This is a genomic window from Pedococcus sp. P3_C7 (assembly GCF_056402615.1).
On record NZ_JBFUHC010000003.1, the window covers coordinates 266,564 to 281,758 of the forward strand.

Consider the following 15,195-nt stretch of genomic DNA (forward strand, 5'->3'; position numbering starts at 1 on the left):
TCATGCACGTGGCCGCACCACGATGTGCGCCGCAACCGAGACTAGCGCTCGTCGCACGCACGCGGCACACCCCGCCCCACCAGCCCCTCGCACCGCTTGTTTGCGCAGGTCAAGGTGTGTTTTTTCGGAATCTATGGTGAGGTGGGGTGTTTGCATAACACGAACAGAAGGAGCTCCACGTGATCATCCTCGGCATCGTCTTGCTGATTCTCGGCCTCTTGGTCGCCAGCCTCAAGGTCCTCGTGACCATTGGCGCCATCCTCATCGTGGTCGGGCTGGTGCTGGCCGTCCTGGGTGGCACCGGTCGGGCCATCGGTGGCCGGAAGCACTGGTACTGATCGGACTCAGTTCGTGACGAACGGCCCCCGGAGTGCCCACTTCCAAGCATGTGGGTATCTCCGGGGGCCGTTGCCATGCCTTCACTACAGTGATGGGTATGCCGCCCGCTCCGGCCGATCCCGACCGTCTCCGCTCCCTCGGCGCGGCCCTGGGGCCGTTGCGCGAGTGCGCCGGACAGGGTGCGGAGGAGCTTCTCGCGCAGTTCCCCGAGGTGGGCCACCGTGAGACGCAGTCGGCTCTCGACGCCTGGGTGGAGCAGGCAGCCGACCTGCTGCGAGAGATCGACGCGACGGCATCCGACCTGGCCGACGTGTTGCGGGTCGCGGCGCTGAACGTGGGTGGCTCGGGGTCCGACGCCGACGGGTCACGCACGTCGACCCGCACCTTCGGTGAGGTGTCCCGGTGACGAGCACGGTCATCGGCGACCCGGCGTCGTGCTCCCAGCTCGGCGGCACCCTGCGGCGGCTGGCCACGCGGCTGCGCACCACCGGCCGAGCGGCCCACGACGCCTTCGACCAGGACTCCTTCGAGGCTGGTGACGGCGCCCGCCCGCGAGCGGCGCTCGTGCCGGCCCGACGTCGCGTCGACCTACTCGACGCCGCCGCCGCGGCGGCGGCCCGCGAGACGGACGGGATCGGCTCGGCCCTCCAGGCCCATGCGAGCGACCTCGCCGAAGCCATCGCCCAGGCTCGCCTGCTCATCGACCGCGCCGAGGCAGCGGGACTGCGCGTCGCCGACGGTGAGCTCGTCCCCGCCTGGGGCGTCAGCGGTCTCGCGGACGGCACGACGAGTGCCCGCCAGGAGGCCCATCGCGAGCAGCTGCAGGCCCAGCTCGACGCGGTCGCCGCCATGGTCGGGCAGCGCCGCCAACGTCTGGCCACGACCCTGCGCGAGTCGCAGGGCGTGCTCGCCGCCCACGCCGGAGCGCTGCGCCGATGACGACGATCGACCTCAACGCAGACCTCGGGGAGTCGTTCGGGCGGTGGACCCTCGGCGACGACGAGGCGATGCTCGACGTGGTCACGAGTGCCAACGTCGCGTGCGGCTTCCACGCCGGTGACCCTCGCGGGCTGCTCCGGGTCTGTGAACAGGCCGCCGGACGCGGCGTGGTCATCGGGGCGCAGGTGGGCTATCGGGACCTCGCCGGGTTCGGTCGCCGGTTCATCGACGTCGATCCCGCTGACCTCATGGCCGACGTGATCTACCAGATCGGTGCGCTGCAGGGCATCTGCCTGGCCGCCGGCACCGTCGTGCGCTACGTCAAACCCCACGGGGCGCTCTACAACGCCCTCGTCCACCACGAGGCCCAGGCCGCCGCCGTCGTCGAGGCGGTGCGCAGGGTCGATGCGTCGCTGCCGCTTCTGGGGCTGCCCGGCTCGGTGCTGCTCGGCCTGGCCGACGCCGCCGGGCTGCCGACCGTCACCGAGGCCTTCACGGACCGCGCCTACCTGTCCGATGGCAGCCTCGTCCCGCGCAGCCGCGACGGAGCCGTGCTGCACGACCCCGACACGGTCGCGGCGCGGGCGGTGCGCCTGGTCGTCACCGGCGAGGTCGAGGCCGCCGATGGAGCGCCGCTGCGGATCGACGCAGCCTCGCTCTGCGTCCACGGCGACAGCCCCGGAGCGGTGTCCATGGCCACCGCGGTCCGCGCCGGTCTCGAGGCCGCCGGTGTGAGGCTGGCGCCGTTCGTCGCGGTCGCCGGCTAGGACGTCGTGAACGGGCGGGTGCTGCCGAGCGGCGAGCACGCGGTCCTCGTCGAGCTCGACTCCCTCGACGAGGTGCTCGCACTGCACCACCACCTGTGGGTCCGGGAACGGCCACCCGGTCTGCTCGACGCCGTGGTCGGGGCACGGACCCTCCTGCTCGTCACGGCCTCGGCCCGTGACCTCGCCGGCGTGCGCCCCGAGGTCGACCGCCTCCTGGCCGGAGCGGACCGCCTCCCGGCGCGGACCGGGGACCCGAAGCTGCCGTCGGAGTCGGTGCTGACCGACGCCGACGACAGCTACGTCGTCGAGATCCCGGTGCACTACGACGGGCCCGACCTCGACGACGTGGCCCGGCTCACCGGCCTGACGCCCGACGAGGTCGTGAGCGCCCACACCGGTCGGCCCTGGCGGGTGGGCTTCGCCGGGTTCGCCCCCGGCTTCGCCTACCTCGTCGACGGCGACCCGCGGCTGGACGTCCCGCGGCGAGCCACCCCTCGGCCCCGGGTCCCGGCCGGCGCGGTCGGACTGGCCGGCGAGTTCAGCGGGGTCTATCCACGGTCCTCCCCCGGTGGGTGGCAGCTGATCGGCCACACCGACGAGGTCCTGTGGGACCTCGACCGCGAACCCCCGGCGCTGCTGCGACCTGGGCTGCTCGTCAGGTTCGTCGACGCCGGAGGCGACCGGTGACGGAAGGCGGGCACCCGGCATACGCCCGCCTCGAGGTGGTGGCGCCGGGGCCGCTCACCCTCGTCGAGGACCTGGGCCGGCCGGGCCTGGCATCGCTCGGCGTGGGCCCGTCGGGCGCGGCCGACCTGGGCGCCTTCACGCTCGGCGCGCGGCTCCTCGGCCAACCCACTGACCGCGCCGCGCTGGAGTGCCACCACGGCGGGCTCACCCTGCGGGCGCACGGCAGCGTCACCATGGTCCTCACCGGTGCGCCGGGCCCGGCCACCGTCGACGGGACCCCCGTCGGGTATGCCGCGCCGTTCCTCGTGCGCGACGGCTCGGTCCTGACGGTCGGGACCCCGACCACTGGCGTGCGCAGCTATGTCAGCGTCCGGGGCGGCATCACAGTGTCATCGGTCCTCGGATCCCGTTCGTACGACACGCTTTCCCACATCGGCCCGGTCCCACTTCGGGAGGGCGACCAGCTCCCGGTCGGGTCCCCCGTGGGCGAACCCCTCGTCGACGTCGCACCCGTGGTTGCGCCCTCCGCCGGCACCGCGACGCTCGACCTGGCACCGGGACCCCGGAGCGACTGGCTCGGCGACCTCGCCGCGCTCACCGAACCCGCCTGGCTCGTGCACGCCGCGAGTGACCGCGTCGGGGTGCGTCTGGACGGCCCCACCCTCAGCCGTGCGGCCGGGTTCGAGGGCCGAGAGCTGCCCAGCGAAGGCGTCGTCCGCGGAGCCGTGCAGCTGCCGGCCGACGGGCATCCGGTCCTGTTCCTCGCCGACCACCCGGTCACCGGTGGATACCCCGTCGTCGGAGTCCTCACGTCCCGCTCCGCCGACGCAGCCGCCCAGCTCGTCCCCGGTCAGCCCGTGCGTCTGCGGCTGGTGTCGTCGCGGTCCTCACGATGACGTGGCTACGCTGACGACGCGACGTCCGCCGCACGGCGGGCACAGACCCGCGACAGGAGAAGACGCATGAAGATCGCCAAGTCGATCGAGTACGCCGCCAGCCCGGAGGAGGTGTTCGCGGTCCTGTCGGACGTGAAGTTCCAGGAGGCGAAGTGCGCCGCCACGGCAGCCATCAAGCACTCCGCAGGCGTCGAGACCGTCGGGGACCACACCGTCATCACGACCATGCGCATCCTGCCGAGCGACGGCTTGCCCGACTTCGCCAAGTCGATGGTGGGCGAGACCCTCAAGGTCACCGAGACCCAGGACTGGGGCCCGGCAGGGCCCGACGGGAGCCGCCGCGGCACCGTCGCCATGGCCGTTGCCGGGGCCCCGATCGCCCTCACGGGGACGCTGGCGATCGCTCCTGGAGGGGCGGGCACGGTCGAGCAGCTCGAGGCCGAGCTCAAGGCCAAGGTCCCGCTCATCGGCGGCAAGATCGAGAAGGCTGCCGCCCCGCCGATCGAGGAGGCCATCGACATCGAGGCGACGACCGCGCAGGAATGGCTCGCCCGCTAGCGGTGAGGAACGCCGCGTGTCCGCGCGCGGCATACGGAAGGGCTTGGAACCACAACGGTTCCAAGCCCTTCCGTGTGTTGGCGAGTCCTCAGCCCATGTGCGGGTAGGCGTGCTGCGTGGGCGGGTTGAAGGTCTCCTTGATCGAGCGCGCGCTCGTCCACCGCAGGAGGTTCTGGGCCGCGCCGGCCTTGTCGTTGGTGCCCGACGCGCGTCCGCCACCGAACGGCTGCTGCCCGACGACGGCACCCGTTGGCTTGTCGTTGACGTAGAAGTTGCCCGCGGCGAAGCGCAACCGGTGCGTGGCGTCGGCGATGACCATGCGGTCCTGGGCGATGATCGAGCCAGTCAGGCCGAACGGCGCGAAGCTCTCCATCTGGTCGAGCACCTTGTCGTACTGGCGGTCCGGGTAGACGTGCACCGACAGGATCGGGCCGAAGTACTCGGTCCGGAACGACTCGTCGGTGGGGTCGTCGATCTCCAGGACGGTCGGGCGGACGAACCAGCCCTCGCTGTCGTCGTAGGTGCCACCGGCGACGACGTCCACGCCGGGAGTCGCGTGGGCCCGGTCGATCGCGGCGCTGTGCTTGGCGAAGGCCCGCTCGTCGATGACCGCACCCATGAAGTTGGACAGGTCAGTGACGTCGCCCTGGGTCAGGCCATTGGTGATCGACACCAGGTCTGCCTTGATCTTCTTCCACAGCGACCGGGGCACATAGGCACGTGAGGCGGCCGAGCACTTCTGGCCCTGGTACTCGAACGAACCGCGAATCATGGCTGTCCGCAACACATCCGGGTCGGCCGACGGGTGCGCGAGGATGAAGTCTTTGCCTCCGGTCTCGCCCACCAGGCGCGGGTAGGTGCGGTAGTTCGGCAGGTTGGCGCCGACCTCCTGCCACAGGTGCTGGAACGTCGGGGTCGAACCGGTGAAGTGGATGCCGGCGAGATCACGGTCCGCCAGCGCGACCTTCGAGACGTTGAGGCCGTCGCCGGTGACCATGTTGATGACCCCGGGCGGCATGCCCGCTGCCTCGAGCAGCGCCATCGTCAGGTTGGCGGCGAACTGCTGGGTCGGGCTCGGCTTCCACACGACGGTGTTGCCCATGAGGGCCGGTGCGGTGGGGAGGTTGCCCGCGATGGCCGTGAAGTTGAACGGCGTGATCGCGTAGACGAAGCCCTCGAGCGGCCGGTGGTCGGTGCGGTTCCAGATGCCCTTGGAGTTCAGCGGAGGCTGCTCGGCGAGGATCTGGCGCGCGAAGTGCACGTTGATCCGCCAGAAGTCGATGAGCTCGCAGGCCGCGTCGATCTCCGCCTGGTAGGCCGTCTTGGACTGTCCGAGCATCGTCGCGGCGTTGAGGTGGGCCCGCCACGGTCCGGACAGCAGCTCGGCGGCCTTGAGCAGGATCGCCGCCCGGTCGTCGAAGGACAGGGCGCGCCACCCGGGGGCCGCCGCCTTCGCCGCGTCGACCGCCGACTGGGCGTCGCCGACCGTGGCGTTGCGCATCGTGCCGAGGACCTTGCGCCGGGCGTGCGGCTGCCGCACCTCGATCTTCTTGCCCGCCCCCATGACCCGCTTGCCGGCGATGGTGTGCGGCAGGTCGATGCTCGCGCTGCCCAGCTCTGCGAGGGCGACCTCGAGCGAGGCGCGCTCGGGGCTGCCCGGCGCGTAGTCCAGGACGGTTTCGTTGACGGGGACGGGCACCTGGGTGACGGCATCCATGTGGGCAGGCTCCTCGGGGTCGCTTCGGTGGCTCGGGCGCGGCTGCAGTCCAAACAGCTCTCTGGGGCAGCGCAGCGCCCACCTATGGTGTCACGTATGCCGCCCGCCCTCGACGCCGCCGACCTCGCCTACGGCTGGTCCGGATCCGCCGACCCAGCCACCCCGACGATCGTGCTGCTGCACGGGCTGGGCGACTCCGCCGACTGCTGGCCCGATGCCGTGCGCCGCTGGTCACCCAGCTACCGCGTCGTCGGGCTGGACCTGCTCGGCCACGGCCGCTCCCCACGCTTCACGCCGGAGCAGCGCGCCTCCGAGGACTCGATCGAGCACATGTATGCCGCCGCGCTCGCGACGCTGGAGCACCTCGCCTCGGCCAGTGGTCCCGTGGCCCTCGTGGCGCACTCGATGGGTGGCGGTATCGCGACAGCCCTGACCGCTCGCCGCCCCGACCTCGTGCGGGCCGCAGTCCTCGAGGAGCCCGCCTGGCGCGACCCTGAGCTCCGGGTGCAGGGCCCGTCTGTCGTCGCCGAGCGGATCGCAGACTGTCGGGCCTTCGTCGACGACCCCCAGGGCCAGCTCGCCCAGGGTCGGGAGGACAACCCCACCTGGCCCGAGGAGGAGTTCGCCCCGTGGGCGCAGGCCAAGACCGAGGTCGACCTCGACTTCCTGGGCCTCGGAGTCGCCTCCTTCACGCGGCCGTGGGAGGAGTTCGTCGCTGCGATCGAGGTGCCGACATTGGTCGTCATCGGCGAGCGTTCGACGTTGCTGCCTGAGCCGATCAGACTGCGTGCGAAGGCGATCGGCAACCCGCACGTGCGGATCGAGGTGCTGGACGCCGACCACTGCGTCCGCCGGGACGTGCCGGACGCCTTCCACGCGCTGGTCGACCCCTGGCTCGCCGACCAGTTCTGAGCGTCGGCCCGATCCCCCGTTGTTCGGAGGACGCGTCAGGCTTTCACGAGGGACGACACGACCTGCTCGGTCGCCCCATAGAGGCGCTCGACCTCGCCGGGATCGGCGGCGATGGCTGTCACCCCCAGCCTGCCGTCGACGCGCAGGCAGCTGAGCATGTGCAGGACGACACCGACTCGTCGGACCGGGTCGAACTCCAGGCCCGCAGCGGCGACCGCGTCGATGACCTGTCTCGGCCTGAGGCTGGTCCACGACGGGTCCATGAACCCGTCCGAGGAGCGGTAGCATCGCCGGCCGGTCCCATCGTGCAGGTCGTAGGTCCCGGTCGCGGCGTCGTAGGTCCCCGGCGCCAGGTGGCGCAGGGCGGCGAACGGGTGTGTGGTGCCGCCCTTGCGCAGGTTGACCTCCAGCGCATGCACGTCCCACTGGCCCCGGCGCCGCACCGCGAGGAAGTCGATGCCGAGCCGACCACGGGCTCCCCGGTCGGCCAGCCACCTACCCACGGCCACGGCGTACTCGCCGAGCCGCGCGGCGTAGGCGGGGTCCGCCGGGAAGCGGCAGCCCGAGTAGACCTGACCGTTGTCGCCACCGAGAATCTGCTCGTGGGTCGACACCACGCGCACGGAGCCGTCCGGCAGGACGTCCACCTGGGCGCTGGGGCTCTGCACGCGACGACCCACCAGCAGCTCCTCGACCACTGCACCGGCGTCGAGGTCGGCGAGGTACCACGGCGGGAGGGACTGCTCGAGCGCGACGACGAGATCGGCGGGTTCGATGGCGTGGCCGGACGCGTCACGGACGGCGACCACGACGTTGCCGTCACCTGCTCCGCTGTTGTCGTGCTTGACGACCACGGACGAGAGCTCGGGTCTGGTCCGGCGGATCTCCGCGACCGCCCGGGCAACGCCTGCCACGTCGTGGACGTCCTCGATGCCGGCCGGCGTGGGCACGCCGACCTCGTGGAAGAGCCTGCGCCCGGCACTCTTGAAGCCCAGCGGCCACAGCCCTGGATCGGTGCCGTTGATCGGCGCCCCGATCGCCCGCGCCACCTCGAGCTCGGTGTCGGTGACGTTCCAGGGCTCGATCACGGTGAGTCGGTCCTCGGTCAGCCGGCGCAGCTGCTGCATGACGTCCGGCCGGTCGAGCAGCTTGGCCGACACGCCGCGCGCAGTGTGGTCGTTGACGGTGACGACGTGCAGCCGCTCGAGCATGCCCCCCGGGCGGTCAGGCGACCCGAGGCGGTCGTAGTACTCGAGGACCTCGGGCTCCGGGGCCTGACAAGTCACGAACACCAGCTCGCAGCCGGGAATCCTGGGGATCATCAGGGCGGTGAGCAGGTAGCGGTGCTCGTAGGCGCCGAGGCGGGTCGCGTAGTGCGCCAGGAGGCTGTCGGCCAGGCTGAAGGCGGGGAGGATCACGACGACGTGCGGGATCGTCGAGCCTGCGAGGTTTGCGGCCATGGCTTCGGACAGCCTGGACTGGCGCTCCGCGTCGCCCAAAACATCGCCTCCCGACTCCCTGCCACGAGCATCGGGGTGGTCGGACGGCCCGTGGAACCAGCGTTTTCCGTATCCGCCCAGCCGTGCCGACCCCGTCAGAGGAGGCGAAGCACCTCGTCGAGCTCGGTGGCGTCGTACCAGAGGAGGTCCTCCATGCCCTGGTCGCCAGCAGTCTCGTCGAGGTGGAAGGACACGATCCGCGACAGCGGCACCGGGGTCGACACCGTCACCGCCCCCAGGCCCTCTCGAGCACCGTCGGTCGACACCGACCCCGGGTCGACGTCGGCGGCGGCCACCACCCGCTTGGCGACACTGGTGCCCTGGAGCCCGGCCGCGGCCTCGACGGCCTCGGTCAGCGCGGCATACTCCCACTCCTCCTCGAGGCCGGTCGGGTCGGCACGTTCGACGCGTTCGGTGACGCCGAAGGCGGCGACCGGCGCGGGCCCGATCTGCCGCTCGGCGGCGAGCCGACGCAAGGCGTCGGGGAGGAGCGGCACGTAGATCCGGGTCTGCGTCATTGTTCTCTCATCCAACATCTTCGAAGGCGGACCGGTCGGGCAGGGGGGCAGGGTCGTGCAGCGCGACGGCGGAGGTGCGCAGGGACGTGGCGATGACCCTGGGGCGGCGGCTGACGTCCATCAGGTTGGAGCCGAACGCCTCGAGGTCCTCCTCGCCGGGACCGAGCACCGTCACCTCGGCACCGTCGCCGTGGACCTTGGCCAGCTCGCGCAGCACCCGCAGCGTCACCCGGTTGCGCCACTGGCGCTCCACCCGCGTGCGCCAGTGGGTCGGCGCGTCGCGGACGAAGCTGACCTGCGGCGCGAGGACGTAGACCTCGTCCAGCCCGAGGCCGGTCATCAGGTCGAGGTTGGTGGACGACCAGGCACCGCCGTCGATGTACCGGTGCTCTCCGATCCGCACCGGCTGGTACCAGCCCGGGATGGCGCACGACGCCATCACCGCTGCCGAGAGGTCCACCACCGGAGAACCCGCCCGACCGAACGCCACCCGCTCCCCCGTGTCGAAGTCGAGGGCGACGACCGTGAGTCCGGACCGCTTGGGCCATCCGCGCGGCACGACGTGGCCGACGAGGGCGCCGACCGCCTCGATGCTGCCGCGACCCTCGGGGAGGATGGCCGACAGGACCGCCGTGGGCGGCAGGTGCCGCAGGTTGAGGGCGTTGCGCCGCAACAGCTCTCGCGATCCGAAACCCACCTTGGGCAGGCCGGGACGGTCCCCACCGGTGTCCTTCTCGTAGTCCCAGGAGTATCCCGCCAGGGGGCCCAGGCCGATGGCACCCTCGAGCTGGTGCACGAGCAGGTCCGAGACCGAGACACCGGAGGCGAGGAGACCGGCGAGCACCGAACCGGCCGACGTGCCCACGAACTCGTCGAACTCGCGCGCGTCGACGCCGAGCTCGTCCTCGAGGGCCTTGAGCGCGCCGACCATCCAGGCGGCACCGAGCACGCCACCGCCACCGAGCACCAGCCCTCGGCGCGGACCCTTGCTGCCGGAACGCGCGGCGCCTGGGCGGGAGCTGGTCATCGCGCCTTGGACCGGTGGCTGTCGAGCAGCTCACCGAGGGAGTCGACGATGCTCTGCCCGAGCACGTCGATGTCGGGCATCGAGTCGCGGTCGGCGTTGAGGCCGTAGTAGACCCCGCCGTCATAGGACGTCAGCCCGATCGACAGCGCCTGACCCTTGGCGAGCGGCATCACGGGATAGGTGGACAACATCCGCGCGTCACCGGCATACAAGGTGTGCTGGGGTCCGGGGACGTTGGTGATGACGACGTTGAACAGGCGTCGCGACATGGCGGAGCCAAGGCGTGCGCCGAGCGAGTGGAGGGTTGGGGGCGCGAATCCTGCCAGTCCTGCAAGCGATTCGGCACCGACCGCCTGGCCGCCCTCCATCTGCTGACGCATCGCGAACGCGATCTGGTGCAGCCGCATGGACGGACCCGGCTCGCCCACGGGAAGGTCGACGAAGCAGGCCGTGAGGCGGCTGCCGAGGTGTCGTGCGTCCGCGTCGTAGACGCTGACCGGCACCATCGCCCGGACCGTCGTGCCCGAGTGGACGGACTCGCCCCGGGTCAGCAGCCAGGTGCGGAAGGCGCCCGAGATGGTCGCGAGCACCACGTCGTTGATGGCGACGTCGTCGGCGTAGTTGCCGCGCGCCAGCCGACTGCGAACCTTGCGGTAGTCCTCGAGGTCGGTGCCGATCATCACGTAGCGACGCGCCTCGCCCACGGAGGCGTTGAGCGGTGAGTGCGGCGCCGGCCTGGCGGCGGTGCGAGCCAGCGTCGCCACGACATCGCCTGCGGCAGTAAGGGCGCGAGTGCCCACGGCCTTGACGTCGACGATGCCGCCGCGGATGTTCTCGACGACCTCGCTCGGACGACGCACCGCATCGACGAGGGCGCCGGTGAGCAGCTCGATGTCGCTGGGCTCACGCGACGGGCGCCAGGTGTCGGTGACCAGCCCCTCGGCCGCCGGGTCGCCGTCGACGATGACGTGCGCGATGTCCACCGCGTTGATGCCGTCGACGAGGGCCTGGTGCGACTTGGTGACGATGGCGAAGCGGCCCTCGTCCAGCCCCTCGACGAGGTAGACCTCCCAGAGCGGCCTGCTGCGGTCGAGGGCCCGTGGCTGGATGCGGGCGACGAACTCCTGGAGCTGCTCGTCGTTGCCCGGCTTCGGGAGCGCCGAGCGGCGCACGTGGTAGGTCACGTCGAAGTTCTCGTCGTCGACCCACACCGGGTTGGCGAGCCGCCCGGGGACCTGGCGGATCCGCTGGCGGTAGCGCGGCACGAACGCGATCCGCGTCGAGATGAGCTGCACGAGCCGGTCGTAGTCGAACCCGTCGCTCGGCGGGTCGAACACCATGACCGAACCCACGTGCATCGGCGTGGTCGCCTCCTCGAGGTAGAGGAACGACGCGTCGAGGGAGTTCAGGCGGTCAGGCACCCGCTCATCGTGTCAGATGGCGCTGTTTAGACTCGGGTTCGTGACGAAGATGACTCTGCGCCGGCCCATTTCGTATGCCGCCGGGCTGGCCATCGCCGCATCCCTCACCGCCTGCGGTGGGGCCGGCGACGACCCGGTCGTGGGCACGACGAGCAGCTCGTCGTCGAGCTCGTCGTCCTCGAGCACGTCGTCCTCGAGCACGTCCAGCGAATCGAGCACCGCCGCTCGCACGATCGACATCACGGTGACGGGCAACAAGGTGTCGCCACCCCCGACCACGGTCGACCTCGGCGTCGGCCAGTCGCTCACGCTGACCGTGACCAGCGACCACGCCGACCAGCTGCACCTCCACGGGTTCGAGATCGAGAAGGACCTGGTCGCCGGGAAGCCGCTCTCCGTGACCGTCACCGGAGCCCAGCCAGGCGTCTACGACGTCGAGACCCACCACCCCGAGCTGCGCCTCCTGAAGATCGCCGTCAAGTGACCCTGGCAGCACTCGCCGCGCTGCCGGCCCACGGGGTCGGGTCACGCGAGGACCTTCCGCTGCCGTTCACCCTCCTGCTGATCGGCGCGGGTCTGGCGCTCGTCGTCTCGTTCGTGGCGCTCGGCGCCTTGTGGAAACAACCCAGGCTGCGGCCCGAGGACGGCCGACTGCTGCCGATGATGCTCGCCCTGGCCCTCGACAGCGCGGCGGTGCGCGGACTGTTCGTCATCGCGTCCCTGGCGATCACCGGCTGGGCGCTCGTGGCACTCAGCCTGGGCAAGGACAACGCGAACAACCCGGTGCCGTCGGTCGTCTACGTCTGGCTGTGGGTGGGGCTGGCCTTCATCTCGATGGTCTTCGGCGGCATCTGGCGCCTCGTCAACCCCGTGCGGTGGCTGCACCGCGGGATCCTGGCCCTGTTGCGGACCGAGCCGGACTTCGCGCTCGCCGAGTACCGGCTCGGGTACTGGCCTGCGGCAACGGGACTGCTCGCCTTCGCCTGGCTGGAGCTGATCGCGCCGAACAACGCGGACCTTCCCGTGCTGCGGGTGGCGATCCTCGGCTACCTCGTCCTGAGCCTGGTGCTGGCGATGGCGTTCGGTGCTCCCTACCTGCGTCGCGGCGACCCCTTCACCGCGTGGTCCTCCCTCTACGGCACCCTCAGCCCGCTCGGGCGGCGGGCCGACCGTCGATGGGTGCTGCGCACCCCGTTGCACGGCCCCCTCGAGCTCGGCGCCGCGCCAGGTCTGCTGGCGGTCTGCTCGGTGATGCTCGGGACGACCGCCTACGACGGCTTCTCGGGAGAGACCCGCTGGTACACCTTCGTCCAGTCCTCCAGCCTCCCGGCGAGGGTGTGGGAGACCGGCGCACTGGTCACGTTCAGCCTCGTCGTCGCCGCCACCCTGTATGTCGCGGCCGTCCTCTCCGCGCGGCTCGCCGGAGTCAGCGTGCGTGGGGTGGCCTCGGCCTTCGCGCCTTCGCTCATCCCGATCGCGGCCGGGTACCTCGTCGCGCACTACTGGTCGCTGTGGGTCTGGGAGGGCACCAACGGCCTCGCCAAGATGTCAGACCCCTTGGGGACCGGCGCGAACTGGCTCGGAACTGCGGGCGTGACCCCGTCGGCGTCGCTGATCGCGCCCGGGCTCGTGGCCGGAATCCAGGTCGTCGCCATCATCACCGGCCACGTGCTGGGCGTCGTCGCCGCCCACGAGCGGGCCGTCTCGTTGTTTCCCCGCCGGGCCGCCGTGCTGGGCCAGGTACCCCTGCTCGTGCTGATGGTCGGCTACACCGTCGGGGGTCTCACCCTGCTGTTCAGCTCCTGAGGTCAGCGGCGCCGGCGGCGCCGGCGCTCGGGTGCGGACCCGGCATACGCGGTGGTCAGCGACGCGATCGCGTGGCGCAGCTCGCTCTGGGGGGCGAACTCGGCCAGCGACGCCCCGGCGAACATGGCTCCGTCGAGGCTGTCCTGGTCCCAGGGCAGGTAGGTGAGGCCGTCCATGCCGGCGAACCGGCCGAGGGCCTCGGCGATCCGCCGCTCGGGGCGGGTGCCGACTGCCGAGGCACGCACCCTGTTGACGACCACTCGCGGGGGCGGCGACGGCACGGCCGCGAGGTCCTGGACGGCCCGGACCAGTCGTTGCAGGCCCACCGGATCCGCCGAACCGACCACGACGAGCTCGTCGGCGCACCCGAGAGCGGTGAGGGTGGCGGCGTTGCGTCGGGGGGCGAGGGTGTCGTAGGAGAGCTCTTCGTCGTCCTCGATCGCAAAGCCGCAGTCGATCACGACGAACTGGCTCAGCTGCCGTGCGACGGTGAGCACGTGCGCCACCGACGGCGCCCGCAGCTCGGTCCAGCGCTCGGCGCGAGGTATGCCGGTCAGCACCCGCAGGCCAGGAAACACCACCGGAGCGATACGAGCCAGTGCTGCGAGGTCGAGGGCGCCCTGGTCAGCCGCTCGCGCCGCGGCCGCCACCCCAGGAGCTTCGTCGAGGAGGCCGAGGGACTGCGCGACCGACGAGCCGTAGGTGTCGCAGTCGACGAGGAGGGTGGACGCGCTGCGAGCCAGCTCCGCCGCGAGGTTGAGCGCGACAGTGCTGCGACCCGGGGCGCCCGTGGGTCCCCAGACGGCGATGACCTTGGCCGCCACGATCGGCCCGGCCGCCTCCGGGTCGTCCCCGAGGACCACCGAGACAACCTCACCGGCATCGAGTGCGCCCGGGAGGTCGAGGGAGTCGAGGACGTCGTCGATCTCGTGACTGGCCTGGTCGGCCCTGAGCACCACGGTCAGACCGAGCTGGCGGAGCCGTCGCTCCCCCTGGTCGTCGCCGGGGGCGACAACCCCTGCCACGTCGACACCATGGCTGGCGAGCTCGTGCAGCGCCGGCCGGTCGAGGGCACGCAGGTCGGCCGACACGAGCGCGACCTGGCCGAACCCGGCAGCCGCCGCGGCCAGGAGGTCGGGCAGGTCGGCGCAGCGTCTTGCCATCGTGTAGCCGGCAGTGGCTTCGAGGGCCGTCACCAGCTCGGACTCCCACGCGCCGTTGAGCGCGGCGATGACCGAACGGGTCACTGGTCGACCCGCAGCGACGTCCCCGCGACGGGGACGACCGTGATGCGCGCGCCGAGGTCGACCGCTGCGATGAGCTCCTTGATCTGCGCGGTGGGAGCCATCACCTGGATGGGACGATCGCCGGATGCGCCGCCTCCCAGGCCCCCACTCGTCTTGGGCAGGCTCGAGACCGACACACCTTCGAGGGCCAGCGCGGGCCCGGCGAAGGCCTTGCCCCCCGGGGCCGCGCCCGCATCGACCGGGTTGACGTAGACGTCGACCCGGGAGCCGACACGCAGCGCCGCCGCAGCGCCGCCGTCGACCGAGAGGGTCAGCGGCTGGACGCCGACCTGGTCCCTGCCCCCCACCGCCGCGGCGGGAACGAGCTCGCCGGCGCCGACCTCACGCAGCACGTACCGGTCGGGCGCCGGCTCCGCCGTGGCCTGCAGGTAGCGCGACAGCTCGGAACCCAGCCGCACGTCGACCCGGGTGAGGTTGTCCTCACCCAGGTGCTGCCCGGGCACCAGCGGCCCGCGCGCGGCATACACGGCAGTGCGGTCGTCGGCATGGGCGACCACGAACGAGCCGAGGGCCGCCGACGCGAGCACCAGCAGCAGGCCCACCACGAGCCGGGTGTCTCGCCAGCGCGGTTTCTGGAGCCTTGCAGCCGTCGGCATGGGCAGGTCGGTCATGGCGATGTCCCCTCGATCAGCCTTTTCCAGCCACGTCGGCCGCACCCGCCGGGACATCATGACGCACGAGGTGGTCCAGCGCCGGGTGAATCCACAGGTTCGCGGGTCATCCACATGGTCGGCAGGCCAACTCCCCCAAACGGCTATAGATGCCAGAATCTGCTCATCGACCAGACGCAGCCACAAGAACA

17 protein-coding genes are annotated in these 15,195 nt (G+C 71.5%); 10 read left to right on the forward strand and 7 right to left on the reverse strand.

Annotated elements, in window-relative coordinates; genetic code table 11:
• The first annotated feature begins 179 nt into the window (after window positions 1–179).
• From AC1DS4_RS05265 to AC1DS4_RS05295, 7 genes are all read left to right on the forward strand, one after another.
• Window positions 180–338: a DUF6131 family protein gene (locus tag AC1DS4_RS05265; protein ID WP_170212756.1), complete on the forward strand. Its 159-nt coding sequence runs from the start codon at window positions 180–182 to the stop codon at window positions 336–338.
• A 98-nt stretch (window positions 339–436) separates the two neighbouring features.
• Window positions 437–745: a hypothetical protein gene (locus AC1DS4_RS05270; protein WP_477615052.1), complete on the forward strand. Its 309-nt coding sequence runs from the start codon at window positions 437–439 to the stop codon at window positions 743–745.
• Window positions 742–1,278, forward strand: a complete 537-nt coding sequence (locus AC1DS4_RS05275; RefSeq protein WP_477624350.1) for a hypothetical protein — start codon at window positions 742–744, stop codon at window positions 1,276–1,278. Before AC1DS4_RS05270 ends, AC1DS4_RS05275 begins: the two co-directional genes overlap by 4 nt.
• On the forward strand, window positions 1,275–2,045 hold the full coding sequence (locus tag AC1DS4_RS05280) for a LamB/YcsF family protein (RefSeq protein WP_477624349.1): 771 nt from the start codon (window positions 1,275–1,277) through the stop codon (window positions 2,043–2,045). The genes AC1DS4_RS05275 and AC1DS4_RS05280 overlap by 4 nt, the downstream gene beginning before the upstream one ends.
• Before the next feature lie 6 nt (window positions 2,046–2,051).
• Complete coding sequence (locus AC1DS4_RS05285) at window positions 2,052–2,732, forward strand: 5-oxoprolinase subunit B family protein (protein ID WP_477632524.1); 681 nt, start codon at window positions 2,052–2,054, stop codon at window positions 2,730–2,732.
• On the forward strand, window positions 2,729–3,628 hold the full coding sequence (locus tag AC1DS4_RS05290; protein ID WP_477624348.1) for a 5-oxoprolinase subunit C family protein: 900 nt from the start codon (window positions 2,729–2,731) through the stop codon (window positions 3,626–3,628). Before AC1DS4_RS05285 ends, AC1DS4_RS05290 begins: the two co-directional genes overlap by 4 nt.
• A gap of 66 nt (window positions 3,629–3,694) precedes the next feature.
• Window positions 3,695–4,186 (forward strand): DUF2505 domain-containing protein, encoded by a 492-nt coding sequence (locus AC1DS4_RS05295; protein WP_477615047.1) that lies wholly within the window; start codon window positions 3,695–3,697, stop codon window positions 4,184–4,186.
• Between the two features lie 88 nt (window positions 4,187–4,274).
• Here the strand turns inward: AC1DS4_RS05295 and pruA are convergent, their stop codons facing one another.
• On the reverse strand, window positions 4,275–5,903 hold the full coding sequence (pruA, locus tag AC1DS4_RS05300) for an L-glutamate gamma-semialdehyde dehydrogenase (protein WP_477615046.1): 1,629 nt from the start codon (window positions 5,901–5,903) through the stop codon (window positions 4,275–4,277).
• A gap of 96 nt (window positions 5,904–5,999) precedes the next feature.
• Between pruA and AC1DS4_RS05305 the strand changes: the two genes are divergently transcribed.
• Complete coding sequence (locus AC1DS4_RS05305) at window positions 6,000–6,815, forward strand: alpha/beta fold hydrolase (protein ID WP_477632523.1); 816 nt, start codon at window positions 6,000–6,002, stop codon at window positions 6,813–6,815.
• Between the two features lie 35 nt (window positions 6,816–6,850).
• On the opposite strand, the gene AC1DS4_RS05310 is transcribed toward AC1DS4_RS05305, so the two are convergent.
• From AC1DS4_RS05310 to AC1DS4_RS05325, 4 genes are all read right to left on the reverse strand, one after another.
• On the reverse strand, window positions 6,851–8,275 hold the full coding sequence (locus AC1DS4_RS05310) for a peptide ligase PGM1-related protein (protein ID WP_477615044.1): 1,425 nt from the start codon (window positions 8,273–8,275) through the stop codon (window positions 6,851–6,853).
• 134 nt (window positions 8,276–8,409) lie between these two features.
• Window positions 8,410–8,832, reverse strand: coding sequence for a DUF6912 family protein (locus AC1DS4_RS05315; RefSeq protein ID WP_477615043.1), 423 nt, complete (start codon window positions 8,830–8,832; stop codon window positions 8,410–8,412).
• Window positions 8,833–8,839: 7 nt separating this feature from the next.
• Window positions 8,840–9,859 (reverse strand): patatin-like phospholipase family protein, encoded by a 1,020-nt coding sequence (locus AC1DS4_RS05320; protein WP_477615042.1) that lies wholly within the window; start codon window positions 9,857–9,859, stop codon window positions 8,840–8,842.
• On the reverse strand, window positions 9,856–11,280 hold the full coding sequence (locus AC1DS4_RS05325) for a WS/DGAT/MGAT family O-acyltransferase (RefSeq protein ID WP_477615041.1): 1,425 nt from the start codon (window positions 11,278–11,280) through the stop codon (window positions 9,856–9,858). Before AC1DS4_RS05325 ends, AC1DS4_RS05320 begins: the two co-directional genes overlap by 4 nt.
• 49 nt (window positions 11,281–11,329) lie before the next feature.
• Between AC1DS4_RS05325 and AC1DS4_RS05330 the strand changes: the two genes are divergently transcribed.
• Entirely contained in the window at window positions 11,330–11,764 is a 435-nt protein-coding gene (locus AC1DS4_RS05330; RefSeq protein WP_477624417.1) for a cupredoxin domain-containing protein, read from the forward strand.
• The gene (locus AC1DS4_RS05335) at window positions 11,761–13,086 is read left to right on the forward strand and encodes a hypothetical protein (protein ID WP_477632522.1); all 1,326 of its coding nucleotides are present in this window, start codon (window positions 11,761–11,763) and stop codon (window positions 13,084–13,086) included. Before AC1DS4_RS05330 ends, AC1DS4_RS05335 begins: the two co-directional genes overlap by 4 nt.
• Before the next feature lie 2 nt (window positions 13,087–13,088).
• On the opposite strand, the gene AC1DS4_RS05340 is transcribed toward AC1DS4_RS05335, so the two are convergent.
• Entirely contained in the window at window positions 13,089–14,333 is a 1,245-nt protein-coding gene (locus AC1DS4_RS05340; protein WP_477624345.1) for a CpaE/TadZ family protein, read from the reverse strand.
• Window positions 14,330–15,004: a hypothetical protein gene (locus tag AC1DS4_RS05345; protein WP_477615038.1), complete on the reverse strand. Its 675-nt coding sequence runs from the start codon at window positions 15,002–15,004 to the stop codon at window positions 14,330–14,332. The genes AC1DS4_RS05340 and AC1DS4_RS05345 overlap by 4 nt, the downstream gene beginning before the upstream one ends.
• Between the last annotated feature and the right edge of the window lie 191 nt (window positions 15,005–15,195).

Excerpts from the sequence above, each read along its gene's own strand:
- AC1DS4_RS05270 (WP_477615052.1), top strand. The coding sequence starts at position 437 with ATGCCGCCCGCTCCGGCCGATCCCGACCGTCTCCGCTCCCTCGGCGCG.
- AC1DS4_RS05280 (WP_477624349.1), top strand. The coding sequence starts at position 1,275 with ATGACGACGATCGACCTCAACGCAGACCTCGGGGAGTCGTTCGGGCGG.
- AC1DS4_RS05295 (WP_477615047.1), top strand. The coding sequence starts at position 3,695 with ATGAAGATCGCCAAGTCGATCGAGTACGCCGCCAGCCCGGAGGAGGTG.
- pruA (WP_477615046.1), bottom strand. The coding sequence starts at position 5,903 with ATGGATGCCGTCACCCAGGTGCCCGTCCCCGTCAACGAAACCGTCCTG.
- AC1DS4_RS05305 (WP_477632523.1), top strand. The coding sequence starts at position 6,000 with ATGCCGCCCGCCCTCGACGCCGCCGACCTCGCCTACGGCTGGTCCGGA.
- AC1DS4_RS05310 (WP_477615044.1), bottom strand. The coding sequence starts at position 8,275 with ATGGCCGCAAACCTCGCAGGCTCGACGATCCCGCACGTCGTCGTGATC.
- AC1DS4_RS05315 (WP_477615043.1), bottom strand. The coding sequence starts at position 8,832 with ATGACGCAGACCCGGATCTACGTGCCGCTCCTCCCCGACGCCTTGCGT.
- AC1DS4_RS05320 (WP_477615042.1), bottom strand. The coding sequence starts at position 9,859 with ATGACCAGCTCCCGCCCAGGCGCCGCGCGTTCCGGCAGCAAGGGTCCG.
- AC1DS4_RS05330 (WP_477624417.1), top strand. The coding sequence starts at position 11,330 with ATGACTCTGCGCCGGCCCATTTCGTATGCCGCCGGGCTGGCCATCGCC.
- AC1DS4_RS05345 (WP_477615038.1), bottom strand. The coding sequence starts at position 15,004 with ATGACCGACCTGCCCATGCCGACGGCTGCAAGGCTCCAGAAACCGCGC.